At 67.8% G+C, this 26,059-nt stretch carries 22 protein-coding genes, 1 tRNA gene and 2 pseudogenes; 7 read left to right on the plus strand and 18 right to left on the minus strand.

Annotated elements, in window-relative coordinates:
* Positions 1-88 (plus strand): annotated as a pseudogene (locus MVA01S_RS31930) (enoyl-CoA hydratase); the annotation flags it as partial.
* Position 89: 1 nt separating this feature from the next.
* On the opposite strand, the gene MVA01S_RS08770 reads toward MVA01S_RS31930, so the two are convergent.
* The 3 genes from MVA01S_RS08770 to pdhA are packed head-to-tail and all read right to left on the minus strand — an operon-like array spanning position 90 to position 3,380.
* Positions 90-1,259, minus strand: coding sequence for a dihydrolipoamide acetyltransferase family protein (locus MVA01S_RS08770; RefSeq protein ID WP_003928328.1), 1,170 nt, complete (start codon positions 1,257-1,259; stop codon positions 90-92).
* Entirely contained in the window at positions 1,256-2,293 is a 1,038-nt protein-coding gene (locus tag MVA01S_RS08775; RefSeq protein ID WP_003928327.1) for an alpha-ketoacid dehydrogenase subunit beta, read from the minus strand. The genes MVA01S_RS08770 and MVA01S_RS08775 overlap by 4 nt, the downstream gene beginning before the upstream one ends.
* 1 nt (position 2,294) lies before the next feature.
* Positions 2,295-3,380 (minus strand): pyruvate dehydrogenase (acetyl-transferring) E1 component subunit alpha, encoded by a 1,086-nt coding sequence (gene pdhA, locus MVA01S_RS08780; protein ID WP_003928326.1) that lies wholly within the window; start codon positions 3,378-3,380, stop codon positions 2,295-2,297.
* A gap of 246 nt (positions 3,381-3,626) precedes the next feature.
* Here pdhA and MVA01S_RS08785 point away from each other — a divergent pair, with 246 nt between their 5' ends.
* On the plus strand, positions 3,627-4,409 hold the full coding sequence (locus MVA01S_RS08785; protein ID WP_051015186.1) for a histidine phosphatase family protein: 783 nt from the start codon (positions 3,627-3,629) through the stop codon (positions 4,407-4,409).
* On the opposite strand, the gene MVA01S_RS08790 is transcribed toward MVA01S_RS08785, so the two are convergent.
* The 5 genes from MVA01S_RS08790 to MVA01S_RS08810 all read right to left on the minus strand — a co-directional run bounded on the left by MVA01S_RS08790 (position 4,406) and on the right by MVA01S_RS08810 (position 10,497).
* Positions 4,406-5,209 carry an HpcH/HpaI aldolase/citrate lyase family protein gene (locus MVA01S_RS08790; RefSeq protein ID WP_040539709.1) on the minus strand — a complete coding sequence of 268 codons (804 nt, stop codon included), beginning with the start codon at positions 5,207-5,209 and terminating at the stop codon, positions 4,406-4,408. The genes MVA01S_RS08785 and MVA01S_RS08790 overlap by 4 nt on opposite strands.
* 2 nt (positions 5,210-5,211) lie before the next feature.
* The gene (locus MVA01S_RS08795; RefSeq protein ID WP_003928323.1) at positions 5,212-5,682 is read right to left on the minus strand and encodes a MaoC family dehydratase; all 471 of its coding nucleotides are present in this window, start codon (positions 5,680-5,682) and stop codon (positions 5,212-5,214) included.
* A 107-nt stretch (positions 5,683-5,789) separates the two neighbouring features.
* The gene (locus MVA01S_RS08800) at positions 5,790-6,950 is read right to left on the minus strand and encodes an acyl-CoA dehydrogenase family protein (protein WP_003928322.1); all 1,161 of its coding nucleotides are present in this window, start codon (positions 6,948-6,950) and stop codon (positions 5,790-5,792) included.
* The gene (locus tag MVA01S_RS08805; RefSeq protein WP_003928321.1) at positions 6,947-8,941 is read right to left on the minus strand and encodes an acetyl-CoA carboxylase biotin carboxylase subunit; all 1,995 of its coding nucleotides are present in this window, start codon (positions 8,939-8,941) and stop codon (positions 6,947-6,949) included. Before MVA01S_RS08805 ends, MVA01S_RS08800 begins: the two co-directional genes overlap by 4 nt.
* A gap of 5 nt (positions 8,942-8,946) precedes the next feature.
* A complete protein-coding gene (locus tag MVA01S_RS08810) occupies positions 8,947-10,497 on the minus strand; it encodes a carboxyl transferase domain-containing protein (protein WP_003928320.1) in 1,551 nt (516 codons plus the stop codon).
* A 93-nt stretch (positions 10,498-10,590) separates the two neighbouring features.
* On the opposite strand from MVA01S_RS08810, the gene MVA01S_RS08815 reads away from it, so the two are divergent.
* Positions 10,591-11,208: an SACE_7040 family transcriptional regulator gene (locus MVA01S_RS08815; protein ID WP_003928319.1), complete on the plus strand. Its 618-nt coding sequence runs from the start codon at positions 10,591-10,593 to the stop codon at positions 11,206-11,208.
* A 21-nt stretch (positions 11,209-11,229) separates the two neighbouring features.
* Here the strand turns inward: MVA01S_RS08815 and MVA01S_RS30785 are convergent, their stop codons facing one another.
* From MVA01S_RS30785 to MVA01S_RS08825, 3 genes are all read right to left on the minus strand, one after another.
* The gene (locus tag MVA01S_RS30785; protein ID WP_169801749.1) at positions 11,230-11,391 is read right to left on the minus strand and encodes a hypothetical protein; all 162 of its coding nucleotides are present in this window, start codon (positions 11,389-11,391) and stop codon (positions 11,230-11,232) included.
* 45 nt (positions 11,392-11,436) lie between these two features.
* Positions 11,437-11,640, minus strand: a complete 204-nt coding sequence (locus MVA01S_RS08820) for a hypothetical protein (RefSeq protein ID WP_003928317.1) — start codon at positions 11,638-11,640, stop codon at positions 11,437-11,439.
* A gap of 86 nt (positions 11,641-11,726) precedes the next feature.
* Positions 11,727-13,553, minus strand: coding sequence for an alpha/beta hydrolase family protein (locus MVA01S_RS08825; RefSeq protein WP_110765553.1), 1,827 nt, complete (start codon positions 13,551-13,553; stop codon positions 11,727-11,729).
* 135 nt (positions 13,554-13,688) lie between these two features.
* On the opposite strand from MVA01S_RS08825, the pseudogene MVA01S_RS08830 reads away from it, so the two are divergent.
* Positions 13,689-14,544: pseudogene (locus MVA01S_RS08830) on the plus strand (MmpS family transport accessory protein).
* Here MVA01S_RS08830 and MVA01S_RS08835 read toward each other — a convergent pair.
* On the minus strand, positions 14,541-15,866 hold the full coding sequence (locus MVA01S_RS08835) for an MFS transporter (protein WP_003928314.1): 1,326 nt from the start codon (positions 15,864-15,866) through the stop codon (positions 14,541-14,543). The pseudogene MVA01S_RS08830 and the gene MVA01S_RS08835 sit on opposite strands and share 4 nt — an antisense overlap.
* Before the next feature lie 25 nt (positions 15,867-15,891).
* Between MVA01S_RS08835 and cmrA the strand changes: the two genes are divergently transcribed.
* On the plus strand, positions 15,892-16,698 hold the full coding sequence (gene cmrA / locus MVA01S_RS08840) for a mycolate reductase (RefSeq protein ID WP_003928313.1): 807 nt from the start codon (positions 15,892-15,894) through the stop codon (positions 16,696-16,698).
* A 79-nt stretch (positions 16,699-16,777) separates the two neighbouring features.
* On the opposite strand, the gene MVA01S_RS08845 is transcribed toward cmrA, so the two are convergent.
* Complete coding sequence (locus tag MVA01S_RS08845) at positions 16,778-18,385, minus strand: helicase HerA-like domain-containing protein (protein WP_003928312.1); 1,608 nt, start codon at positions 18,383-18,385, stop codon at positions 16,778-16,780.
* A gap of 82 nt (positions 18,386-18,467) precedes the next feature.
* On the opposite strand from MVA01S_RS08845, the gene orn reads away from it, so the two are divergent.
* Together orn and MVA01S_RS08855 are read left to right on the plus strand one after the other, a co-directional pair.
* Positions 18,468-19,103 (plus strand): oligoribonuclease, encoded by a 636-nt coding sequence (gene orn, locus MVA01S_RS08850; RefSeq protein ID WP_003928311.1) that lies wholly within the window; start codon positions 18,468-18,470, stop codon positions 19,101-19,103.
* A 30-nt stretch (positions 19,104-19,133) separates the two neighbouring features.
* Positions 19,134-19,209 (plus strand) — tRNA-His (locus MVA01S_RS08855).
* A gap of 659 nt (positions 19,210-19,868) precedes the next feature.
* Here the strand turns inward: MVA01S_RS08855 and MVA01S_RS08860 are convergent.
* Genes MVA01S_RS08860 through MVA01S_RS08880 form a run of 5 tightly spaced genes read right to left on the minus strand, consistent with a single transcriptional unit; the run spans position 19,869 to position 26,058 of the window.
* Positions 19,869-20,843 (minus strand): phosphotransferase, encoded by a 975-nt coding sequence (locus MVA01S_RS08860; protein ID WP_003928310.1) that lies wholly within the window; start codon positions 20,841-20,843, stop codon positions 19,869-19,871.
* A complete protein-coding gene (locus MVA01S_RS08865; protein WP_064635250.1) occupies positions 20,840-21,742 on the minus strand; it encodes a phosphotransferase in 903 nt (300 codons plus the stop codon). Before MVA01S_RS08865 ends, MVA01S_RS08860 begins: the two co-directional genes overlap by 4 nt.
* A 47-nt stretch (positions 21,743-21,789) precedes the next feature.
* Positions 21,790-23,226, minus strand: coding sequence for an amidase family protein (locus tag MVA01S_RS08870; RefSeq protein WP_003928308.1), 1,437 nt, complete (start codon positions 23,224-23,226; stop codon positions 21,790-21,792).
* Positions 23,223-24,491: a M20 family metallo-hydrolase gene (locus MVA01S_RS08875; RefSeq protein ID WP_003928307.1), complete on the minus strand. Its 1,269-nt coding sequence runs from the start codon at positions 24,489-24,491 to the stop codon at positions 23,223-23,225. The genes MVA01S_RS08870 and MVA01S_RS08875 overlap by 4 nt, the downstream gene beginning before the upstream one ends.
* Positions 24,484-26,058: a sodium:solute symporter family protein gene (locus tag MVA01S_RS08880; RefSeq protein WP_003928306.1), complete on the minus strand. Its 1,575-nt coding sequence runs from the start codon at positions 26,056-26,058 to the stop codon at positions 24,484-24,486. Before MVA01S_RS08880 ends, MVA01S_RS08875 begins: the two co-directional genes overlap by 8 nt.
* Between the last annotated feature and the right edge of the window lies 1 nt (position 26,059).

The following is a 26,059-nucleotide window of genomic DNA, read 5'->3' on the forward strand; positions in this document are numbered from 1 at the left end:
CGCGGTCGACATCGAGATCGTCCCGCAGGCCCGCTCGATCGAGTCGCCCGAGTTCGCGGCCCGCCTGGCCGCGGCCAAACGCAGGTAGCTCACAGGTCCAGCAGCGCCAGCTCCGGCGCCTCGATGAGCGACCGCAGTTCGCCGAGGAACGCCGCCGCCTGCGCGCCGTCGGCGATCCGGTGGTCGAACGCGCACGTCAGCGTCATGGTGGGGCGAGCCACCACTGCACCGTCGACCACCACCGCGCGCGGCTTCAGTGCGCCCATGCCGAGGATCGCCGCCTCGGGATGGTTGATGACGGGAATCCCGTCGTCGAGTCCGAGCGCCCCGAAGTTCGACACGGTGAACGTCGACCCTTGCAGCTCACCGGGTTTGACGGTGCCGTTCCGCGCGGCGGCGATCAGCCTGTCGACCTCGACGGCGAGTTGGCGGGTGGTCCGGTTCTGTGCATCGACGACGACCGGCACCAGCAGGCCTCGTGGCGCGGCCACACCGACGCCGAGATGGACCGCGTCGTGGACGTGGACACGCGGACCCTCGACGGTGTCCATCCAGGTCGAGTTCAGCACCGGGTGGCGCCGCAGCGCGACGACCAGCAGGCGAAGCACGAGCACGAACGGCGTGACGGTATCGGCGCCCGCTTCGGCGAGCCGGTCGCGAAGCCGCAGCAGCCCGGTCCCGTCGACCCCGACGGAAGCGGTCGCGTCAGGAATCTCCCTACGCGACAACGCCATTCGCCGTGCCATCTCCAGCCGCACGCCGGTGACCGCGACGGGCTCCTGCCGCGGGGCGTCGACCGCGGCGAGGACGTCGCCGCGGGTCACGATGCCCTCGGGTCCCGAGCCCTCGATCCGCGTCAGGTCCACCCGGTGCTCGGCGGCCAGTTTGCGCACCGGGGGTTTGGCCCTGGCCCGGCGCCGGCTGCCGTCCATCGTGTCGTCGGCACCGTAGCCGACCAGCACCGGCGTGCGCGGCGGGCCCGTCGACGTCGACGACGGCGGGTCGCTCACCGCACTGTCTGTCCGGATGCGCACCAGCACCGAGCCGACGGGCAGCGTCTGGCCTTCTGCGCCACCGAGTTCGGTGATGCGACCGGCATACGGGCTGGGAATCTCCACCTGCGCCTTGTTGGTCTCCACGGTGCACAACGGCTGGTTGAGCTCGACCTCGTCACCGACGGCGACGTCCCACTGCGTGATCGTGGCCTCTTCCAGGCCTTCACCGAGGTCGGGGACCAGGAAATCCTGCACGGCGCTCATGGCCGGCTCATCGCGTTGTCGACGCAGTCGAGCAGCCGATCCACCCCGGGCAGCCACAGCTTCTCCAGCCGCGCCGGTGGATACGGCGTGTCGAATCCGGTGGCGCGAAGCACCGGCGCCTCCAGGTCGTAGAAGCACTCCTCCTGAATCCGCGCCGCCAGCTCCGCGCCGAATCCCAGCGTGCGTGAACCCTCGTGCATCACGACCGCTCGGCCGGTCCTGCGGACCGACGCGGCAACGGTGTCGAAGTCCAGCGGGTTCAACGAACGCAGGTCGACGACTTCCAGACTCGACGGACACATGTCGGCGGCGTTCAGCGCCGTGGCCACCAGCGGTCCGTAGGTGATCACGGTGACGTCGTCGCCGCGGCGCCTGACCTCGGCACGCCCGATCGGCGGCGCCGGATTGCCGGTATCCACCACATCTTTGGCCCAGTAGCGGCGCTTGGGCTCCAGATAGATCACCGGGTCGCGACTTGCGATGGCGTACCGCAGCAGCCAGTACGCGTCGGTCGGTGTCGACGGGACCACCACCTTCAAGCCCGCCGTATGCAGCCAGTGCGTCTCGGTCGACTCCGAATGGTGTTCCACCGCACCGATTCCGCCGAACGACGGGATGCGCACCGTCACCGGCATGTCGATCTCACCGCGGGTCCGCATGCGGTACTTCGCCAGGTGGCTGACCATCTGGTCGAACGCCGGGGCGGCGAAACCGTCGAACTGGATCTCCGGTACCGGGACCAAACCGCGGATCGCCATGCCGACCGCGATGCCGATGATCGCCGACTCGGCCAGCGGGGTGTCGAAACATCTTTGCGCGCCGAAGGTCTCGGTCAGGCCCTCGGTGACCCGGAAGACACCGCCGAGGGTGGCGACGTCCTCACCGAAGACCAGCACCCGCGCGTCGGCACGCATCGCGTCGTGCAGCGCGCGGTTGACGGCCTGCGCCATGGACATCGGCGCGATCCGCTGCGCATCCGGCTCGGGCACGTCGTCGTCGTCGAAACCCAGGGGCCGCTCGATCAGTTGCGTCATCTCAGGACTCCTTCGCCAGCTCGGCCAGCAGCTCGTCGCGCTGCCGCGCCAGATCGGGGGTGATGTCGTGATAGACGGTGTCGAACACCTCGACGATGTCGATATCGGGTTCGTTGATCACCGCATCGCGCAGCTCGGACCGCATTCGCTGCGCGCGGTGCGCGATCCGCTCCTCCAGGCGCTGTGTCCACACCTCGCCGCGCTGCAGGTAGGTGCGGTACCGGGTGATCGGATCCCTAGCGCGCCAACGTTCCACGTCTTCGGCCGGCCGGTACCTCGTCGGGTCGTCGGAGGTGGTGTGCGGGCCCATCCGGTAGGTCACCGCCTCGATGAACGTGGGCCCGCCACCCTCGCGCGCCCGGGCGGCGGCCTGTTCCATCACCGCATAGCAGGCCAGCACGTCGTTGCCGTCGACCCGCACCCCGGGCATGCCGTACCCGATGGCCCGATGCGCCAGTGTGGGGCCCGCATGTTGCCGCTCGACCGGCACGGATATGGCCCACTGGTTGTTCTGCACGAAGAAGACGCAGGGCGCCCGGAACACCGCGGCAAGGTTCAGCGCCTCGTGGGCGTCGCCCTCCGAGGTTGCGCCGTCGCCCAGGAACGCCACCGTCACCGAGTCCTCGCCCAGCTGCCGGGCGGCCATCGCCGCGCCGACGGCGTGCAGGCCGTGGGTGCCGATCGGGATGGACACCGGCGCCACGCACTTGTCGGTGAAGCCGAGGCCACCGTGCCAGCGGCCGCGCCACAACGCCCCCAGCTGGGCCGGTGCGATCGCGCGCAGCAGGAACGCGCCGAGCTCGCGGTACTGGGGGAACAGCCAGTCGGTCTTGCGCAGGCACGCCGCGGCGCCGACCTGGGCGGCTTCCTGCCCGCGACATGAGGCGAACAGCGCCAGCTCGCCCTGTCGTTGCAGGTTGACGAACTCGGTGTCGATTTCGCGGGTGAGGACCATGCACTCGTAGAGCCAGGCCAGTGTCTCGGGTGGGAGGTCTCTGCGGTACCTGGCCTCGGGGGTCGGGGCACCGTCGGGCGCCACCAGTTGAATCGGCTCGCCGAACTCAGAGAGCGCCGACCGTCCCGCCATACCGCCTCCTAGGGTCACTGACGGCGGATCGCGCCGTCAGACGACTGAGGTGCTCAGAGCAGCGGCGGGAGAGCTGGACCCCTGGTGTGGGGCTGCCGGCCGGGCGCCTGGGTGTGGCACCCGTTCGACGACGTGCTGTGCTCGCCGTTGCACTGGGGCACCCCTATTATGCCGACGAACTGTGAACCGGACCACACACGCCGCGGCGCGCGTCGCCGCGTCCCGCCCGTCAGAAGGAAACGCCTGATGCCCGACGCCACCACTCCACCCCGCCCGCGGCCTGGTCTGCTCACCTCGGTGACGAGGAAGTCGGCAGCCGCCTGCGCCGTGGCGCTACTGCTGGCGATCGGGCTGGCGGCTCCGTCGTCGGCGACCGGCGCGATGTGCGTGACGTTCATCCGCCACGCCGAGTCGGCCGGCAACGCGTCGGGTTTGATCGACACCTCGACACCGGGACCGACCCTGACCCCGGTGGGCACCCAGCAGGCGCAGAACGTGGCGTCCACGCTGGGCGACGCGCATTTCGACAGCCTCTACGCCTCGACGATGGTGCGGACGCAACGGACTGCGGCACCCCTGTCGGAGAAGCTCGGCCTGCCCGTCCAGGTCCTCGACGGTCTGCAGGAGATCGAAGCCGGGGTGTTCGAGTACACCCCCGAGCGGGCCGCCGCACAGGGCTACGGCCAGTACCCGGTCGCGTGGGCACTGCAGAATCAGCGCAACCTGCGCATCCCCGGGTCCATCGACGGGAACGAGTTCGACGCCAGGATGGACTCGGCGCTACAGACGATCTGGGACAACGGAGACCGCGACGCCGCCGTGTTCTCGCACGGCGCCGCGATCATGTTCTGGACCATGATGAACATCGACACCCTGACACCGGAGCAGAAGATCGACCTGCTCACCACCGCCCCGCTGGCCAACACCGATCACGTCGTCGTCGAGGGCACCCCCGCGACCGGGTGGACATTGGTGAACTGGAACGGCCGGCCGGTCAGCCCCGAACCGGGTTGCGGCCAGACGGGCTAGGGGGCCAGCGCCACGATGCGTTCGGCGCGCCGCAGCACCGGCATGTCGACCATCTGGCCCTCGTACTGGAACACCCCGCGCTGCGTGCGCGCCGCGTCGAGAACGCGCCGGGCCCAGTCGACCTCGCCGTCGGTCGGGGTGTACCCGGCGCGGATCACCGCCACCTGCGACGGGTGGATGGCGACCTTGACGTCGAACCCGACCGCGACGGCGTCGTCGACCTCGCCGCGCAGCCCGTCGGGGTTCTTGATGTCCAGGTACACCGAGTCCAGCGCCAGCCGACCGTAAGCCTTGGCGGCCAGCAGCGTCTGAGAGCGCACATGGCGGGCCACCTCGCGGTACGAACCGTCGGGGTAGCGGTTGGCCGTCCCGCCCAGCACCGCGAAAAGGTCTTCGGCACCCCACATCAGCGCGTATGCGTTGTCCACCCGAGCCAGATCGACGACGTTGAGCGCGCCGAGCGGGGTCTCGATGAGCACGATCACCTCGTGTGGCGCCAACGCGGAAACCTGTTCGGGGGTTTCGGTTTTTGCCAGCATCACCGTGGTGTAGGGCGTGCGGGCCAGCGCCGCCAGGTCGAGTTCGTGGTCGTCGGTGCCGGCCGGGTTGACCCGCACCACGGTGCGCGTCGGATCCAGCTGCGTCGTCACCAGCGCCTCGCGGGCGGCCGCGCGGTCCTTGGCGGCGACGCCATCCTCCAGATCGAGGATGACGACATCGGCTGCCGCGGCGGCCTTTTCGAACCGTTCCGGCCGGTCGGCCGGGCAGAACAACCAGGCGGGGCCCGCTGTCAGCGCCATCGTCACTCCCCCTCGGGGCGCTTGCGCACCATCGTCTTGCGCGAGGCCGTGGCCACGACGTCGCCGTGCTGGTTGCGTCCGGTGTGGGCGAAGGTCACGATGCCCTCGCCCGGGCGGCTCTTGGACTCCCGCTTGTCGACGACCTCGGTCTCGGCGTACAACGTGTCGCCGTGGAACAGCGGCTTCGGGAAGGCCACCTCGCCGAAGCCGAGGTTGCCGACGATGGTGCCCTGCGTCAGCTGGGCCACCGACAACCCGACCAGCGTCGAGAGCGTGAACATCGAGTTGACCAGACGCTGGTTGAACGGCGGCAACGCATCCGAGAACGCGGCATCCAGGTGCAGCGCCTGGGTGTTCATCGTCAGGGTGGTGAACAGCACGTTGTCGGCCTCGGTGATCGTGCGGCCCGGGCGGTGCTGGTAGAGCACGCCGGTCTCGAACTCCTCGAACCACAGCCCACGCTGGACGACCACCCGCTTGCCACTCGGGGCCTGATCGTTCGTTCCACTCGGGGCCTGATCGTTCGTTCCACTCGGGGCCTGATCGTTCGCTCCGCTCGGGGCCTGATCGTTCGCTCCGCTCACAGCCCCAGCTCCCGCCCGATCAGCATCAACTGCACTTCGGTTGTGCCCTCGCCGATTTCGAGGATCTTGCTGTCGCGGTAATGCCGCGCGACGGGGTACTCGTTCATGAACCCGTAGCCACCGAAGATCTGCGTGGCGTCGCGTGCGTTGTCCATCGCAGCCTCGCTGGAGACCAGCTTGGCCACCGCGGCCGCCTTCTTGAACGGCTTGCCTGCCAACATCAGCGCGGCCGCGTCGTAGTAGGCCGCGCGCGCGGCGTGCGCCCTGGCCTCCATCCGCGCGATCTTGAACGCGATCGCCTGGTTCGCGCCGATCGCCCGGCCGAACGCCTGACGTTCCTTGGCGTACTTGACGCTTTCGTCCACACATCCCTGGGCGGCACCGACCGACAGTGCTGCGATCGCGATGCGTCCCTCGTCGAGGATGCGCAGGAAATTGGCGTAGCCGCGCCCGCGCTCGCCGAGCAGATTCTCCTGCGGCACCCGCACGTCGTCGAAGCTCAGCGGATGGGTGTCCGAGGCGTTCCAGCCGACCTTGTTGTAGGCCGGTTCGGCGGTGAACCCCGGCGTCGGCACCGGCACCAGGATCGCCGAGATCTCTTTCTTGCCATCGCTTTCCCCGGTCACCGCGGTCACCGTCACCAGTTTGGTGATGTCGGTTCCGGAGTTGGTGATGAACTGCTTGCTGCCGTTGATCACCCAGTGACCGTCGTCGAGTTTGGCGGTGGTCTTCGTGGCACCGGCGTCACTGCCGCCCCCGGCTTCGGTCAAGCCGAACGCGCCCAGGGCTTTTCCACTGGCCAGCAGCGGCAGCCACTCCTGCTTCTGGGATTCGTTGCCGAAGCGGTAGACCGGCATCGCACCCAGCGACACCCCGGCTTCGAGCGTGATCGCCACGCTCTGGTCGACCTTGCCGAGCTCTTCGAGCGCCAGGCACAGCGCGAAGTAGTCGCCGCCCATGCCGCCGTACTCCTCGGGGAACGGCAGCCCGAACAGCCCCATCTCGGCCATCCCGGACACCACTTCGTACGGGAAGGAGTGCTCCTCGTCGTGCTTGGCCGCCACCGGCGCCACCACGCTCTGCGCGAAGTCCCGCACGGTCTTGGCCAACTGCTCGTAATGGTCGGGAAGGGTCCCGGTGGCCAGGAAATCTGTCATGACTGCGACTCCTCGATTGCCGTTATCCGGGCCAGCACCTGACCCACTTTCACCTGTTCACCCGCGCCGACCAGCAGGTCGACCACCCCGTCGACGGGGGCGGACAGCGCGTGCTCCATCTTCATCGCCTCGACGGTGACCACCACCGTGCCCGCCGACACCGTCGCCCCGTCCTCGACCCCGACGGCCACCACGGCCCCCGGCATCGGGCTGGTGAGTTCGGCGTCGCCGCTGTGCACATCGTCCGCCCGCACCGGCGCTTCCCGCACCTCTTCGACCATCTGCACCCGGCCTGCGCGGGCCAGCCAGATCTGTCCGCCCGTACCCGCGGCCAGGTACTCGGTGCGCACCCCGTCGACGGTGACCACCAACCGGTCCCCGGTCACCGCGGCGCTCAGGGTCCGGCTGTCACCGCCCTCCACGGTGGCCGTCGCGTCGTCGGGGGTGCCGGTGAGCCAGACGTGGTCGGTCCGCTCCCCGGCGCGCAGCCGGACCGGCGTCGGGGCGCGGCCGGCGATCCGCCACCCCGAGGGCACCTCCCACGGACTGGACGGCGCCGCCGGCCACGACCGCAGCCAGCGGTAGGCAGCCGCGGCGATCAGCTCGTCGTCGGTGGCCGTTGCGGCCATGAAATCGGGCAGCCGCCGGTCCAGGAGTCCGGTGTCGAGATCTCCCGCGATCACGTCGGGGTCGGCGAGCAGGAAGCGCAAGAACTCGACGTTGGTGGTCAGCCCCAGCACCGCGGTGTCGGCGAGCGCCTTGTCGAGAGCGCGCAACGCGCCCGCGCGGTCGTCGGCGTGGGTGATCACCTTGGCCAGCATCGGGTCGTAATCGCTGCCGACGACGGTGCCGCGGGTGATGCCGGAATCGACCCGCACACCGGGGCCGGACGGTTCACGCAGCCCGATGACGTCACCGCCGGTGGGCAGGAAGCCGCGGGCCGGGTCCTCGGCGTACACGCGGGCCTCGATGGCGTGACCGTCGAGTCGGATGTCGTCCTGGACGACCGGCAGCTTCTCCCCCGCGGCGACACGCACCTGCAACGCGACCAGGTCCAGGCCGGTGACCATCTCGGTGACCGGGTGTTCCACCTGCAGCCGGGTGTTCATCTCCATGAAGAAGAACTCGTCGGGTCGGTCGGCGGAGACGATGAACTCGACCGTGCCGGCCCCGGCGTAGTCCACGCTGCGCGCGGTGTCGCAGGCGGCGGCGCCGATGCGGGCCCGGGTCTGCGGGTCCAGCAGCGGTGACGGGGCCTCCTCGATGACCTTCTGGTGCCTGCGCTGCAGGCTGCACTCGCGCTCACCGAGGTGGACCACGTTGCCGTGGGTGTCGGCAAGCACCTGCACCTCGATGTGCCGCGGGTTGAGCACGAACCGTTCCAGGAACAGGGTGTCGTCGCCGAATGCCGAGGCGGCTTCGCGGCGCGCGCTGGCCAGTGCGGCAGGCAGCTCGGCCGCGTCGTGCACGACGCGCATGCCCTTGCCGCCGCCCCCGGCGGAGGGTTTGACCAGCACCGGGAAGCCCACCTCGGCCGCACCGGAGATCAGGTCGTCGTCGGTGAGTCCGGGACGGGACACACCGGGAACCACAGGTACGCCGAAGGCCGAGACGGCCGCCTTCGCCGAGATCTTGTCGCCCATCGTCTGGATCGCGGACACCGGCGGACCGATGAACACGATCCCGGCGGCGCCCAGCGCGTCGGCGAATTGCGCGTTCTCCGAGAGGAATCCGTACCCGGGGTGCACTGCCTGAGCGCCTGTGCGGCGAGCGGCGTCGAGCAACGCGTCGATCGACAGGTAACTCTGACGGGCCGGTGCGGGCCCGATGCGCACAGCCACGTCAGCCTCGGCGACATGGCGGGCGCCGGCATCGGCGTCGCTGAACACGGCAACCGAACGAATCCCCATGGCGCGTAACGTGCGGATCACCCGTACCGCGATCTCGCCGCGGTTGGCGACCAGGACGGTGTCGAAGAGGTTGTCGGTCATGGGGCTCACATCCTGAAGACGCCGTAGGACACCGGCTCCAGGGGCGCCTGGGCGGTCACCGAAAGTGCCAATCCGACAACGGTTCTGGTATCCGCGGGGTCGATGACGCCGTCGTCCCAGAGTCGCGCGGTCGAGTAGTAGGGGTTGCCCTGGTCCTCGTACTGGGCGCGGATCGGCGCCTTGAACGCCTCTTCCTCCTCGGGCGTCATGTCCCCGCGGACGGTGGCCAGCACCGAGGCGGCCTGCTCGCCCCCCATCACCGAGATGCGGGCGTTGGGCCACATCCAGAGGAAGCGCGGCGAGTAGGCGCGCCCGCACATCGAGTAGTTCCCGGCGCCGTACGAGCCCCCGATCACCACCGTCAGCTTCGGCACCCGCGCGCAGGCCACCGCGGTGACCATCTTGGCGCCGTGCTTGGCGATGCCGCCCGCCTCGTAGTCGCGACCGACCATGAACCCGGAGATGTTCTGCAGGAACAACAACGGGACCACCCGCTTGTCGCACAGCTCGATGAAGTGCGCCCCCTTGACCGCGGACTCCCCGAACAGCACGCCGTTGTTGGCGACGATGCCGACGGGGTGGCCGTGGATCCGTGCGAACCCGGTGACCAGCGTGGTGCCGTAGTCGGCCTTGAACTCGGCGAACTCACCGCCGTCGACGATGCGGGTGATCACCTCGTGCACGTCGTAGGGCACCCGGGAGTCGACCGGGACAACGTCGTAGAGCTCGGTCTGATCGGCCACCGGCGCCACCGTCGGCGTGATCTCCCACGGGGCGGGCGCCTTCGGGGCCAGAGTGCCGACGATGGTGCGCACGATGCGCAGCGCGTCGCGGTCGTCGTGGGCCAGATGGTCGGTCACCCCGGAGACCTTGGAGTGCAGGTCTCCGCCGCCGAGCTCTTCGGCGGTCACGACCTCGCCGGTGGCGGCCTTCACCAGCGGCGGCCCACCGAGGAAGATGGTGCCCTGATTGCGCACGATCACGGCCTCGTCGCTCATCGCGGGAACGTAGGCGCCGCCGGCGGTGCACGAACCGAGGACCGCGGCGATCTGCGCTATTCCGTTGGCGCTCATGGTCGCCTGGTTGTAGAAGATGCGGCCGAAGTGTTCACGGTCGGGGAACACCTCGTCCTGGCGCGGCAGGAACGCACCGCCGGAGTCGACCAAATAGATGCACGGCAGCCGGTTCTGTAGTGCGATCTCCTGAGCACGCAGGTGCTTCTTGACGGTGACCGGGTAGTAGGTACCGCCCTTGACCGTGGCGTCGTTGGCCACGATCATGCATTCGCGTCCGGAGACCCGCCCGATCCCCGCGATCATGCCCGCACCGGGGCACTCGTCGTCGTACATGCCGTCGGCGGCCAGTGCCGCCAGTTCCAGGAACGGGCTGCCCGGATCGAGCAGTCCGTCGACGCGGTCGCGCGGCAGGAGCTTTCCACGGCTGACGTGGCGCTCGCGTGCGCGTTCGGGCCCGCCGAGCGCCGCCACGGCGAGCTTGCCGCGCAGCTGGTCGACCAGCGCGACATGGCTGTCCCGGTGAGATGTCCGCGCTGCCATCGCTGAACCGCCTTATAGTTAATGACGACTAACCGGATGATATGTTAATCACCATTAACTGACGATGTCCAGCACCGGCGGGAGGTGTCACCAATGACGTCCACCGACGCGTCCTCTCCGCGCAGCCGGGCCAAATCCGATCGGCGCAGTCAGCTGGTCGCCGCCGCGGAGCGGCTGTTCGCCGAGCACGGCTATCTCGCGGTGCGACTGGAGGACATCGGGGCGGCCGCCGGGGTCAGCGGGCCCGCGATCTACCGGCACTTCCCCAACAAGGAAGCGCTACTGGTGGAGCTGTTGGTGGGCATCAGCACCCGGCTGCTGGCCGGGGCCACCCAGGTGGCCACCGAAGCCGGTGACGCCGACACCGCGCTGGAGAACCTGGTGGACTTCCATCTCGACTTCGCGTTCGGCGAACCAGATCTCATCCGGATACAGGATCGCGACCTGGGCAGCCTCCCGGCGGCCGCCAAGCGGCAGGTCAGGCGTAAGCAGCGCGAGTATGTCGAGATATGGGTCGAGGTGTTGCGCCGCCGCACCCCGCAACTGTCCGAGGCCGACGCCCGGTTGATGGCGCACGCGGCGTTCGGCCTGCTGAACTCGACGCCGCACGGCGTCAAACCCGGTCTCACGAGTTCGGCCGAGGCCGGCCCGCGTACCGTCCTCAAAGCGATGACGATCGCGGCGCTGACCTCGGCCGAACTACGGTCTTAGGGTGAAACCCCCCGCAGGGGGCTAATACCAGACTTTTCTGCCACCGACGGGCCGGCCGACGGAGCCGAGCACCCAGAACACGGCGCCGATCACGAGCAAGACCACACCGATGTAGGTGAGGATCGAGATACCGAAAATAAGACCCAGGATCAGCATAATCGCGCCCAGGACGATCATGGTCACTCTCTTCCTTTTGGTGGTGTTATTCAGTTTCCTGCGTCAGTGATGTCACTGACTGGGTTGCGGAACGTTGCAATCCGTCACCTTCGGATTCACGCCCGCGTAGTTCAACGGGCCCGCCACGACTGTCAGCGCGATGCTTCCAGCTGTGGCGCAATTGGTTTCGCCACCGGTGAAGTAATCGCGTTGATAGGCAGCGAACACGCCGATCAACAACCAGACGAGCACAATGACGCCGAGAGCGCCTCGCATGCCATGCCTCCTCCGTCTGCGCGACCTTGTGGCGCGCAGCAGAGTTTTACCCCGAAGAAAATTGCGGCAAACCTCGCGGCGTCAGGTCATTCGGCGAAAGCGTCGCACAGCCACTCAACCATTGCTTTTCGCAGCACGGCGCGGTTCTCGCGTTTGTCGATCTCGTGGCCGTCGTCGTCGAAGGTCAGCAGTTGCACCGGGCGGCCCAGCTCGGTCAGCGCGTCGTACATCTGCCGTGACTCCGCAGGCGGCACGTTGGTGTCGTTGAGCCCGTGCACGAGAAGCAGCGGTGCGGTGACCTTGTGGGCGCGCGGCAACGGGGACAGCCGGTCGAGTAGATCCTGATCGCTGACCGGGTGGCCGTACTTCGGGTAGGCGGCCGCGGCGATCCACTGCTCAGTGCTGCGATACCACGTGTTGAGGTCGCTCATGCCGCAGATGCTGATCCCCGCGGCGAACTCGTCGGGGTGGAACGCCAACGCCGCCTGGGTCAGGTAGCCGCCGTAGGACCAACCGCAGCACGCCACCCGGCCCTCGGGCGCGTGGCCGTTGCCCACCAGGAAGCGCGCGGCGTCGGCGACGTCGTCGATCGCGGCGAACCGGCGCTCGCGGTCGTCGGCGTGCATGAAGGACCGGCCGAATCCGCCGGAGCCGCGCACGTTGGGGAGGAAGACACAGATGCCCTCGTCCAGCAGCGCCGGGAAGAACTCGTTGTAGCCGGGCCTGCCCTGCCCCTCGGGGCCGCCGTGCAGGAACAGCATCGCGCCGATCGTCTCCACGCCCTCGGGGGGCCGGAACAACCACCCGCTGAACGCCAGGCCGTCGCGGGCGATGATCGTCTCCAGCGTGGGGTCGGCCGACACCGGGCCGCTGCTGGGTTCGCGGTCCACCAGCTGCCACTCACCGGTGCGCGGATCGACCAGCTCGACCGTCGGTGGATTCGACGGACCCTCAACCGTCACCGCCAGCATCGACCCGCCCGCGCTGATGCTCAACTCGCTGGCCACCATGCCCGGCAGCGGAATCGGTTCCTTGAGGGTCTCGTCCGCGTACTCCAGGATCTGTAATTCGCTGGCGCCGTGCAGATTCCACAACATCGCCACCGTCGACAGGTCGTCGCTGACGGTGAACTCGTCGAGTTCGTAGCCCGGCCGCTCGGCCAACACGTGATAGGAGACGCCGTCCGCGGTCACGGTCACCTCGAGCAGACGCGCGTGCTGGGCGCCGTTCTCACTGCGGATCAGCGCCCGCACATATCCTTCGGTGCTGTTGAGCCCGTACTCCTTGGCCGGATGGTAGAGCTCGGTGATCTCGCCCTCGGGGCCGGACCGCAACCGACGCGGACTGTGGTCGTCGAGGATGACACCGGTGTCGGTGGTCGAGCCCGGATCGTATGGCAGCAGCGCGGTCTCGGTGAGTCCGCGCAGCATGATCAGGTCGCGGTAACCCCGTGGACCCACCCGCACCAGCGACGCCCCGCACCAGGAGTCGACGAGCCGGCCGCCCGAACGCCGGTCGAGCACCGTGACCGGGCCGCCTTCCGGGTCGAGCAGACACGAGCTGCCCACTCCGTCCTCGCCGGTGAGGATCGCCGCCACCTGGGAGCCGTCCCAACCGATGAGCTCCGCGGTGCCTTCCACCCCGGACGGCCAGCTGTCGATCCTGCGCGCAGCGCGGTCGTCGGGATCGGTTGTGACGACCCAGATCTGACTTCGGGTGCCGCCCTCGGGCGCGACCTGGCACGCCAGCCAGTGGCCGTCGGCCGAGTGCATGACACGCGTGACCGGGCCGACGACGGGCAGCTCGACATCGCGCGACGAGCTCGCCCGCCACCCGAGCAGGAACCGCTGCACCGCCCTGGGGTATCCGCGGTCGTCGACCAGATGGGCGAACGCGGTGGCGTCAGGAGACATCGACGCGCCGTAGATCCGGCGTACCTGTTCTGCCACGGTTCCCGATTGTGCACGGTCAGCGGCGGCCATGGGGTACGGGCCGGTGCCGGGACGCACTGAGCGCTCGCACAGGTACCCTGCAGCCATGAGGTGGTCATGACGGAGTCACCGTGGGGCCGCGGACGTGAGGAGCAGTCTGGCTGGGGCGGACGTGAGGAGCGATCTGGCTGGGGCGGACGTGAGGAGCAGTCTGGCTGGGGCGGACGTGAGCAGTCCGGTAATCCCGGCTACCCCGGCCACCCGGGCTACTCCGACCCCGCATACGCCAGCCAGACGCCGTACGGCCAGCCCTATCAGCCGCCCTCGGCGCCGCAGCCCACCGAACGCCTCCCGGTCTACTCGCCGTACGGATACGACCCGTACGCGACGGGGCAGTATCCGCCACAGCCACCGCCCGGTCCGGGTGACGAGCAGCCCCCGAAGGACCCGAAGCCGCCGCGGTGGCTCTGGGTAGTCGCGGGTGTGGCGGTGCTCATGGTCATCGGGCTGGTGATCGCGCTGGTGATCGTCAAAAGCTCGCAGCAACAGACGGTGGTGGCGCCGCTGCCTGCGGCCCCGGAGCCGTCGTTCACCACCCAGACCCCCCACGACGACGTCGCGCACGCCGACCACCCGGACGACCACGCCGGTGCTGCCCGCCCCGACTGGGCCGTCCACGTCACCCACGGCGCCGACGGTGCCGGGCGCCACCGACGCCGTCGTCTACACGGTCGAGGGAAGCGGACGGGCCATCAACATCACCTATGTCGACACCGGTGGGCTGCTGCAGACCGAGTTCAACGTGATGCTGCCGTGGAGTAAAGAGGTCGCCCTCCCCCAGCCCGCGGAGGAGTCGGCGAGCATCAGCATCATCAACGTCGGCCGCGAGGTGACCTGCTCGATCACTGTCGACGGCGCGCAACTGGATCAGCGCACCGGCGCCGGCCTGACCATCTGCACTCCCCGGCGCTAACCGATCGGCGGACGCCCCGGGGCGCGTACCGGCAGGAAGAGCAGCAGGCCGAGCACCAGCACCACGAGCAGACCGCCCATGCCCGCCCGCTGGCTGTCGAAGACGTCGATGAACACCGAGAACAGCCACGGCGCCAGGAACGTCGCGGCACGACCGGCCATCGTGTACAGCCCGAACGTCACGCCTTCCTTGCCGGGGGCGCACAGCCGCAGCATCAGGGTCCTGGCCGAGGACAGCGTCGGGCCGATGAACAGGCACAGCAGCAGACCGCACGCCCAGAAGGCCGCCGCGCCCGACTGCGTCATCATCACCACGCCCACGACGATCATCGCGGTCAAAGACCCCACGATGACGGGCTTGGAGCCCACCTGGTCGTCGACCCGGCCGCCGACCACCGCGCCGAGGGCCGCCACCACGCAGGCAGCGACACCGAACAACAGCACGTCGGCCTGCGAGACCCCGTAGACGGTCACCCCGAGCACCGCGCCGAAGGTGAAGATCCCGGTGAGCCCGTCGCGGAACACTGCACTCGCGCCGAGGTAGTAGACGAAGTTCCGGTCGCGTCGCCATTCGCCGCGCACCTCGGTCCACAGACGGCGGTAGGCGCCGGCGAACCCCACCCGCTCAGCCGGGTCGTGCGCCGGGGCACGCGGCACCGAGATCAGCAGCGGAAGCGCGAACAGCGCGAACCACGCGGCGACCAGCAGCATGGCCGCCCGCACGTTCTGTCCGTCGTCGACAGGCAGTCCCAGCAGGCCGCGGGTGTCCCCGTCACCTGCGATGAATCCGAGGTACACCACCAGCAGGGCCAGCACACTGCCGAAATACCCCAGCGCCAAACCGATTCCAGAGATCCGCCCGGATGTCGCCGGGGTCGACAGCTCGCGCAGCATCGCGTTGTAGGGCACGGTCGCCAGCTCGCTGCAGGCCGCGGTGCACGCAAGCAGCACCAGACCGGGCCACAGGTACCGGTGGTCGTCGCGGATCAGGCTCATCGACGCGGTCAGCAGCACGACCAACCCCGTCAGCAGCGCCAGCGCGCGGCGGCGCCGGGCAGGCGCGTTGACCCAGACCCCGGTCACCGGTGCGAGGAGCGCCACCACCAGGCCCGCCAGCGCCAGGGCACGGCCCAGCCAGCTCGCCGGGCTGGTGTCGCCAGGCAGGTCGTCGCCGACCGTGGCGGTGAGGTACACGGTGAAGACGAACGTGATCACGATCGCATTGATCGCCGTCGCCCCGAAATCCCACATCGCCCAGGCCAGCACCTGTCCGCGTGTCGCGGTACGGGCAGGTGGTCCGGTCGTGGGCGACACCTCGGTCATGGTGGCCCACGATATAGTCCGGCGCATGCCCGTCCCCGCTCCCAGTGCGGATGCCCGTGCCGTCGTCACCGGTGCATCCCAGAACATCGGCGAGGCGCTCGCCGAAGAGCTCGCCCACCGCGGCCACAACCTGATCATCACCGCACGCCGCGAGGAGGTGCTGGAGTCGCTGGCCCGGCGTCTGCGCGACACCTACGGGGTGACCGTCGAGGTGCGCGCCGTCGACCTCGCCGATCCGCAGGCCCGCGCCGCGTTCTGCGAGGAGCTGGCCAGCCGCGAGATCTCGATACTGTGTGCCAACGCCGGCACCGCGACGTTCGGTGCGGTGGCCTCGCTGGATCCGGCCGAGGAGCGGAAACAGGTGCAGCTCAACGTCCTCGGCGTGCACGACCTCGTCTTGGCGGTGCTGCCCGGCATGGTCGAGCGCCGCGCAGGCGGGATCCTGATCTCGGGGTCGGCCGCGGGCAACTCCCCGATTCCGAACAACGCGACCTACGCGGCGACGAAGGCGTTCGTGAACACGTTCAGCGAGTCGCTGCGCGGGGAGGTGAAGTCTGCCGGCGTGCACGTCACCGTGCTCGCGCCGGGGCCTGTGCGCACCGAGCTGCCCGATCCGGACGAGCAGTCGCTGGTCGAGCGGCTGATCCCCGACTTTCTGTGGATCGACACCCAGTACACCGCGAAGGTGTCGCTGGATGGGTTGGACCGCAACAAGATGCGCGTGGTGCCGGGCATCACGTCCAAGGCGATGTCGGCGGCCAGCGGGTACGCCCCGCGCGCGATCGTGGCCCCGATCGTCGGTGCGGTGTACAAGAAGCTCGGCGGCGACTGAAACTCCCCTCTTGCGCCGAACGTGCATTCCACGCGCGGAAATTCGCGATTTCGCCGCGTGGAATGCGGTTTCGGCGGGGTCAGCGCCGGCGTCTGCGGCGGCCGGTGCCGAAGATGCTGCGGGTGATCTCGCGACCGATCACCGTGCCCGCCGACCGCATCGCGCTCTTGAACGCCGGATTGTCCATCATCTTGTCCAGGAAGCCGGGGCCGTCGGGTTCCACCGGCGCCGGCATCGGCGGCACGTCCCACGTCGGCGGCACGTAAACCGGGGGCGGCGGGGCGGCGGGCTGCTCGGCCACCGGGGGTGACGGCGGCGGTGGCTGCGGTGCCAGTTTCGCCGCGAGCCGCTCGTAGGCCGATTCCCGATCGATGGTCTGGCCGTACTCGGCCTGCAGCGCGCTGCCGGATGCGGCCGCGGCGATCGCCTCGGATCCGATGGTGTCCATCAGCGAACGCGGCGCCCGCATGCGCGTCCAGGCCACCGGCGTGGGCACGCCCTTTTCGGAGAGCACGGTGACCACCGCTTCGCCGATACCCAGCGCGGTCAGCGCCGACTCGAGGTCGTAGACGGAGGTCTTCGGGTAGGTCCGCACCGTCCTCGTCAGCGCCTTCTGGTCGTCGGGGGTGAACGCGCGCAGAGCGTGCTGAATCCGGGCGCCGAGCTGGCTGAGCACCTCCTTGGGGACGTCGGTGGGCAGCTGGGTGCAGAACAGCACCCCGACGCCTTTGGAGCGGATCAGCTTGACCGTCTGTTCCACCTGCTCCAGGAACGCCTTCGACGCGTCGGTGAAGAGCAGGTGCGCCTCGTCGAAGACGAAGACCAGCTTGGGTCTGTCGACGTCACCGACCTCGGGCAACGACGTGAACAGGTCGGCCAGCACCCACATCAGGAACGTCGAGAACATCACCGGCCGCGCGGCCTGAGCACCCAGCTCCAGCAGGGTGATCACACCGCGGCCGGACGCGTCCACCCGAATCAGGTCCTCGGGTTCGAGCTCCGGTTCGCCGAAGAAGGTGTCGGCGCCTTCGGCCTCCAGGTTGACCAGAGCGCGCAGGATCACCCCGGCGGTGGTGGTGGACACCGCGCCGAGGGCCTTCAGCTGCGGCTTGCCTTCGTCACCGGTCAGATACTGGATCACCGACCGCAGGTCTTTCAGGTCCAGCAGCGGCAGCCCCTGCTGGTCGGCCCAGTGGAAGATCAGGCCCAGGGTGGACTCCTGAGTTCGGTTGAGACCGAGCACCTTCGACAGCAGGATTGGACCGAAGCTACTGATGGTGGCGCGCACCGGCACCCCGATGCCCGCGGTGCCCAGCGACAGGAACTCCACCGGATAGGCCGTGGGGGTCCAGGTGTCGCCGGTGTCGGCGGCGCGCCGACGCACGTTGTCGTCGGGTTCACCGGGTCTCGACAGCCCCGACAGGTCGCCCTTGACGTCGGCCATCACCACCGGCACACCGGCCGCCGAGAGCTGCTCGGCGAGCACCTGGAGCGACTTCGTCTTCCCGGTACCGGTCGCGCCCGCCACCAGGCCGTGCCGGTTGAGCGTCGACAGCGGCACCCGCACCCGCGCCGCCGGGTCGCAGACCCCGTCGACCACCACGCAACCCAGCTCCAGGGCTGCGCCGTCGACGGCATAACCTGCGGCGATCTGCTGCGTGGCGGTCGGGGCCGACTCGCTGGTCATGGGTGGCACATTAGCCCGCTTCAGCCCGCGATTGGCCGGGTGTGGTCAGCCCGTCTCAGCGGCGGGGCTTACTGTGAGCGCTGTGCGTGACGAACTGGTATGGATCGACTGCGAGATGACCGGCCTGGACCTCAAGTCCGATCTGCTCATCGAGATTGCGGTGCTCGTGACCGACTCGGAACTGAATATCCTGGGCGAGGGCCTCGACGTGGTCATCCACGCCGACGACGACGCGTTGTCGTCGATGATCGACGTCGTCGCCCAGATGCACACCAAGTCCGGGCTCGTCGAGGAGGTGCGCGCCTCGACCGTCGACGTGGCCACCGCCGAGGACATGGTGCTGACCTACATCCGGGAGCACGTCAAGCAGGCCAAAACCGCACCGCTGGCGGGCAACTCGATCGCCACCGACCGCGGGTTCATCGCCCGCGACATGCCCAAGCTCGACGACTTCCTGCACTACCGGATGATCGACGTCAGCTCGATCAAGGAGCTGTGCCGGCGCTGGTACCCGCGGATCTACTTCGGTCAGCCGGAGAAGGGCCTGGCCCACCGTGCACTTGCCGACATTCACGAGTCGATCCGCGAGCTCAAGTACTACCGCCAGACGGCCTTCGTGGCGCCGCCCGGGCCGTCGACCAGCGATATTGCCGCCATCGCGGCCGAACTCGGACCGGATTCGCGCCGCGATTCGGTTCCAGAGGACAAGAGCAGCTAGTATGACCAAGCCGCTTTCCGAGCGGCGATGGTGGCTGTAGTTCAGTTGGTAGAGCACCAGGTTGTGATCCTGGCTGTCGCGGGTTCGAGTCCCGTCAGCCACCCCAACAGGTGGGAGCGCCGTCTACTCCGGTAGGCGGCGCTCCTTTCTTTTGTCTCTTTTGTCGGGCCGGCCGAGTCAGTGAAGCCCGCTGACTTAGGAATGCCACAGCAGCCGGTGAAGCGAGGTCTTTCACGTCCACCAGGATGACCGTCGGGACGATGCAGTACATCAGTCCGGAAGCGATCGAGGGCGTCGATGTCGGTACCCTTTCGGCATCTACTCCCATCGGAGGCTGCAACCGGGTGTGTGGGTCACGCCTGATGAGCGAATTGGTGCAACGCGACGATGACGTCGCAGCCCTGCATCGGCGACCCAACCAGGCGGTGGATCTCCGTGACGTGGGTGCGAGCCGTTCAACGCCGACTTGGAGGCGATGGCCGACGGCGAATTGGCGGCCAGCGGCTTCGACTGGGTGATTCTGCGTCCCGCCGAGCTGACTGTGGCACTGGCCTGGGACGCGCGCGCTGACCCACACGCCCGTATCACGGGACAACGTGACCGCCGCGTTGGCACAACTCGTCCATCAACCCGGAGGTCTCTCGCGTCGTCCTCGAACTCACCGACGGTTCGACCGGGATCAGCGAGGCAATCGAGGCGTTGGGGGTCTGGAGCCGCGCTGGCACGCCGCAGACGTCCGCGGCTCTCGTCACTGGGCGAACGTCTTCAGAGTGCCGTCAACCAGTACGGCCACCGGGGGTCGGACATCTTCAGGCGCGCCCGCATCAGCTTCCAGCAACCGTACTTGTGATAATCGAAATCCCACGCGGAATTGAGCTGCTGATTGACGCAGGCCCACAATCCCCACTTCAGGTCTGCCAACGCACTGCATACCTGAACTCGCGACAGCAGGTCGAAGTCCACCCTGCCGTAGTAGTCTTCCACGAGTTCCAGCAGCTGTTCTTCCCCGTAGAACATCTCGGTGGTCAAAACGGCCAACTCGTAAGCGCGCTCGTTGTTCGACGCAAACTCGAAGTCGACCATCTTCATCTGTTTGCCAACAGCGACAAGGAAATTGCCTGGCATCGGATCGTTATGACAGGCAACCAGTTCCAATCCTGAACTCAGCATGGCCGACTTCGCCACTTGGTACTCGCCCAGAATCAGTTCGGCATCGGCGGGTAACCTCACGGCGTGTTCGTGGACGCCTTCGAGATGCTCGTCGATCATGTCGAAGACCGTCTTGGTGACGCTGAGTAGAGCGCCGTCGTGCAACACCCGGTAGAGATCGATGATCTGGTGGGGGATGCTCGGATCCTTGAAATCTCCGTTGGTGCAGGCCCGATAGTCCTCGAGGAACTCGATCACCTCGACCCCGCTGTCGGAATCGAAGTAGACCAGCTCAGGCCCGATTCCTCGTTCGCCCGCGCGGCGGGCCGCCTCGTTGGCGACCACACGGTCGATGAAGGCGTCACTACCGTCTCCGGGGATCTTGAGAAAGTATCGCTTATCGGATCCGGAGACCGTGATACGCCAGTTGCTGTTCTGCAGCCCACCAAACACCGGTGCATACTCGATCTTCCTACCGCGCCACGGGGCGATCGTCTGCAAGACCTCCTCCACGCGGCGTTCGGTGGCGGTGCGAGCAGTACCCACCTCCCGGTTTCCGGTCGTGTCTCGTGTTGTCGCGTCCGCGGTCACAGGTTCCTCAGACGATCGTGGAAGTGCACGTCGCCCAGGCCCGCACGTGCTCGCACGAATTGCCAGTCGGAGAATTTCGAGTACTCCAGGGTGCCCGGCCGGGCGGTGTCGGCGTACGCACCGACCATTCCCCACCGGACGCAGTCAGCGACGCCGTAGACCCGCGCGCGGTCGAACAACGACTGATCAAACGTGCCCCACGCGATCTCGAACGCCGCCCGGGCGTCCCCGTCGAATGAGCGGACCTCTGCCAGCATCACGCCGATATCCTGCAGCGGGTCCATCTGCGCGGCGACATCCCAGTCGAGGAGAAGCATGTCGCCACCGTCGGTCAGCAAGACGTTGGAGACATTGCCGTCCCCGTGGCACGGCACCACATCGAATCCCGTTGCCATTATCCGCTTCTCAGCCATGTCGAGCTGCCGCATCATCCATCCGAAGTCTTTCGGCAGCGGCACGGAGTTGGCCTGGATCAACGCGGAGAGAGCCCGGATGTCGTCGAAAACGCTAGCCGTGCGGGAGATCGATCCGAACAGGTGCACCCGCGCCCGTAGCGTGAGCAGCTGCTCGAGTCGGGCATCGTCGTCGAAAACGTCCAGCGTGGCCGTCGACGATGAGTCAATCAGGTTCTCCAGCACCAGCACCCCGGCAGCTGCATCGGCCGCAAGAACGCGCGGCCCCACGCCGTTCTCTCCTGCCTCAGTGGCTGCATCGAACGACCCAGCTATGTCGACGTAGGCACCGGCGTGCCCGATCATCGATTTCACGAAGGCGTCGCGTGGCGCCAAGGAGTCATCGGCACGGATGTCGAAGCAGTCCGAGTCTGCGCTCCACCAACTCGGACTGGCCATGGCCGGCACGAGTTGGGCGGTGATGGGCCTGTCGGTGAACAACCCCATCGCATGCAACTGTGCGGCTATCGCCGGTTGGGTAGTGCTCGTCAAGATCATCTCCCTCCGGTGTGCGTCGACGCGAACTCCGGCCAGGCGATCGTGAACGGTCGGGACCGCTCTAGCCACTTGGTGAACCGCAGCACTTCGCGGTCGGCGAATCGCGCTCCGACCACCTGAAGGCCCACCGGCATCGCGTCGCTGATACCGAAACACAAGGCCGCGGCGGGCTGACCAGTCTGATTGAACCAGGCAGTAAACCCGCAGTGCGCCAACGGCCGTGACGAATCCAGGCCGCATTCCTCCGCCGCGAAGCCAACTACCGGAAGGACGGGAGCGATCACGAAGTCGTATGCGGCACAGGCAGCCCGCATTCGCTCCGCCGACTTCGCCACCGCCTCGCCGTCGCGTGTGAAGTCGGTGGCGTGAAGGTCAGCAGCAGGTGAACACCACTGGCGGATGGCCGGGTGCACCAACTCGCGCAGCTCGGGTGGGATCGATTGGAGTTCGGCAAGCGCCCGCACTTGAAACAAGCGGTCCAGCGCTAGATAGGGGTCGCCGGCGATTGGGCTCGTCGCGTCACTGGAGGGAGTGAACACCGGAGCCATCGCCGTCACCTCTGCACCCGCATCGCGCAGCACCGCCGCCGCTTCCGCGACCACCGCCAGCACCGCGGCATCGGCGGTGAACCCATGGCCGAGATCGGTCAGCACCCCGATGCGAAGACCGTGCGGCGTCAGAGGATTTCGTACGGGGGGACCGATCTCCGGCGGCAGGCTCCACAGGTCGCGCGGGTCGGGCACAGTCAGTACGTCGTACAGATCGAAGACATCGTCGACGGTACGCCCCATCGGACCTGCCGACCGCATGGTGGATGGCGCGGTGTGCGGGATGCGGCCCTGGGTGGGCTTGAGCGCGACCAGCCCGCAGTGCCCAGCCGGCAACCGCACCGACCCGGCGATGTCGGAACCCACCGATGAGAAACCGATGCCCGCTGCCAGCGACGCGCCCGCTCCCGCGCTCGAACCGCCGGGGTTTCGAGTGGGATCCCAGGGATTGCGAGTGATCCCGTATAGCGAACTGACACCCGCGGCCATCATCCCGAAGTCGGGCATGGTGGTCTTCCCGACGATGACGGCACCGGCCTCTTTCAGGCGCGCAGCCGGAGGCGAGTCGGCGGAGGAGTCGGCGAGGTGCCCGAACGCGGCACAGCCGTGGCGCCACGGCATGCCGGCCGCGTTCACGCTGTCCTTGATGGTGACCGGCAGGCCGTCCATCGGGCTCAGCGGCGCACCGCACGCCCATCGCCCTGCCGAGGCCTGCGCCGCCGTCCGGGCTCCCTCGGTGTCAACATGAGCCATGGCGTTGATGACCGGATTGCGGGACTCGATCCGGTCCAGGGTGCGTTCGAGAACGTCCACCGGCGTGAACGCCCCGCTGCGGTACCCGGATCGAACGATGTCCGCCCCGGCGTCGAGCACGTCGTCGATCACGTGGCCGGGGCCGCCTCGAGTGCGCCAGCGACCATTCGGCGGGTCGTCGCCGTGAGCATGTGGACCCCGGCAAGCATCTGCTCGTCGGAGGTGAACTCTCGTTCGTTGTGGGAGATGCCGTCGACACTGGGGACGAAGAGCATCACCGTTGGCACCACGTCCTTCAGGTTCACGGAGTCGTGGCCTGCCATCGTGGGCAGCTCGCACCACGTCAGGCCGAGATCGTCGGCAACCGCACCTGCCAGGGCAATGCCGGAATCCTGGTAGCTGCTCGAGGGTCGTAAGGCGGCGGATTCGATGTCGACGCTCACCTCGCCGTCGTTCCCGATCTCCGCAACACGCGCCATCAACGACTGATGCGCGGCCTCCAGGTCATCAGCGCGAAGTGCCCGCAGGTCGGCGATCAACCGAACGCGCGCGGGCACCACCACGGGCGAGTTGGGTTCGATCGTCATCCGGCCCACCGACCCGAGCACCGTGTCAGGACCGAACTCGGCGGCCACCGCACGCACGGCCAACACCACCTGGCTGGCACCGACCAGGGCGTCGCGGCGGTACCGCATGTGGGTGGCGCCGGTGTGGGACTGCTCGCCGTGCACCGTGATCGTGTACTTGTACGCTGTCCAATTCTTGGTGACGACGCCGACGTCGAGCCCCTCGTCGATCAACGAGCGCCCCTGTTCGATGTGGATCTCGGCGTAGCAGCTCGCCTGCGGCGCGGCGTCGGCGCCATGGAATCCGATGGCGTTCAATGCCTCCCGCACCGTCACGCCATCCTTGCCGAAACTGTCGAGCGCGTCGTCCGCGCTGAGCTTGCCGGCGAAGACAGCGCTGCCCATCAGACTGGGGTAGAACCGCGACCCCTCCTCGTTGAACCAGTTCACCGCGGCAACGTTGTACCGAGCCCCGCCAGGCGGGTCGGCCAGCACGGCTGCCACCGCGTACGCACCGGCGAGAACACCGTAGGCACCGTCGAACCGTCCGGATGTGGGCTGACTGTCGAGATGAGACCCGACCAGCACGTAGGGGGCTTCTGGGCCACCACCGGTGGTGCGAGCGCAGCCGTACATATTGCCGACCGCGTCCACCCGGCAATGCAGTCCATGGTCGTCGAACCACGCCCTCAACCAGTCGCGCGCCCTCCCATCTGCCGGAGTGGCCGCTTCACGGTCCACTCCACCTCCCGCCGTCACACCGATCTCCGACAGCTCGGCGAAGTCGGCGAGGAAAGCGGCGTCGGACAAGTCCGGACCCGGGTCAGCCATCTAACGCTTGCTCCCGCGACGTCTTGGCCAACTCGTGCAGTTGTCCGTCCATGGATTCATCGTGCACCGGCAGCGGTGCTTTCACACTGGTCTTGGCGGCCGCGAACATGTCGTCCACTCTCGCTTTCTCCGCGTCGTCGGACTTGATGAACGCTGCAGCCCCCAGGAAGATCGCCAGGTTGACCGCGATGCCGACGATACCGCCGGTCAGGCTGCCTAGCCCACGGATGTCATCGGGGTAGATCCACGTCAGAACCATCGCGACCACGAAGCCCACCACCATTCCCGCGACAGCGCCCTGCTTGTTGCCACCGCGCCAGAAGATGCCGAGGAACAGGGGAACCGCCAGCTGCACGACACCCTGGTAGGAGATCTGTGCCAGAAGCTGTAGCCGCTCCATGTTGAACGTCGCATAGGCGACGACGCCTGCCAGCACCATGAACACGGCCATCGAGGTCTTCGCAACGAAAGTCAACTGCTTGTCGGAGAGCGGTCGCTTCTCGGTGTTGACCAGGTCATTGGCGATCTGAAGCCCGCAGACCTGCACGCTCCCATCGATGTGGCCCATGGACGCGGCGAAGACGATGGTGACGCCGAGGCCCAACATCCATGTGCCGCCGTAATCAGACATGATGCTGAACCAGCCCCCCTGTGGAGCGGCGGCCACGTCGGGCAACCCGGTGGCAGCGATGCCGACCAGCATCAACAACGTGTAGAAGACGCCGGAGATCAGCACGGTGCACAATGTCCCGGATTTCACCGATCGCACACTGGAGGCGGTGTAGATGCGCTGGAAACTTGTTGGCCAACAGAGGGATCCGATGACGCCGGTGAAGATCAGCGCGAAGATGTAGAGCGGCCCGTAGCTGTCGCCGTCGCCGGGGAGCACCAGGTACTTGTCGGCGACGTCGTTGAGGTCGGCGAAGCTGATCGGGCTGCCCGCGGCGCCGGACAGCAACACCACGCACACGATCGCCGAGAATACGTACGCCACCGTGCCCTGAAAGGCGTCGGTCATGATCAGGCCGCGCATGCCCATGCGGACAGTCCAGTACTGCCGAATGACGATGACGGCGAGACCGACGAGCAGGCAGGTGGTGACCGACCATGCGCCATCACTTGCGATCTCGAAAACGGTTCCTAGTGCCTGCATTCCGAGCACCACCCACGGGAAGAGCGAGACGATCCCGATGACGCTGGCGATCACCTTGACCGCCGACGAGTCGAACCGCTTGCCCAACAGATCGGGCTGTGAACGCAGGTCGTACTTCTTGCCCCAGCGCCATGCCCGGGTGGCCATGAAGTACATCATCGCCACTCCGAGGCTCGAGTAGGCAAGGCCGTACAGCCCGAAGACCCCGGCACCAGCGGCGAGTCCGAAGAAGGCGATGAACGTGGAACCGGGCCACCACGAGTTCACATAGCTCATCGCCACGTACCACGGCCCGTAACTACGACCACCTACCGCGTACTCGTCGAAAGTCGGTGCAGTCTTCTGCTGCGAGATGTAGAGAATTGCTACGACGATTGCGTAGAACACCGCCAACATGGCGAGCATGATCAGCATG

It is taken from the genome of Mycolicibacterium vaccae NBRC 14118 = CIP 105934, assembly GCF_001552715.1.
Classification (GTDB): domain Bacteria; phylum Actinomycetota; class Actinomycetes; order Mycobacteriales; family Mycobacteriaceae; genus Mycobacterium; species Mycobacterium vaccae.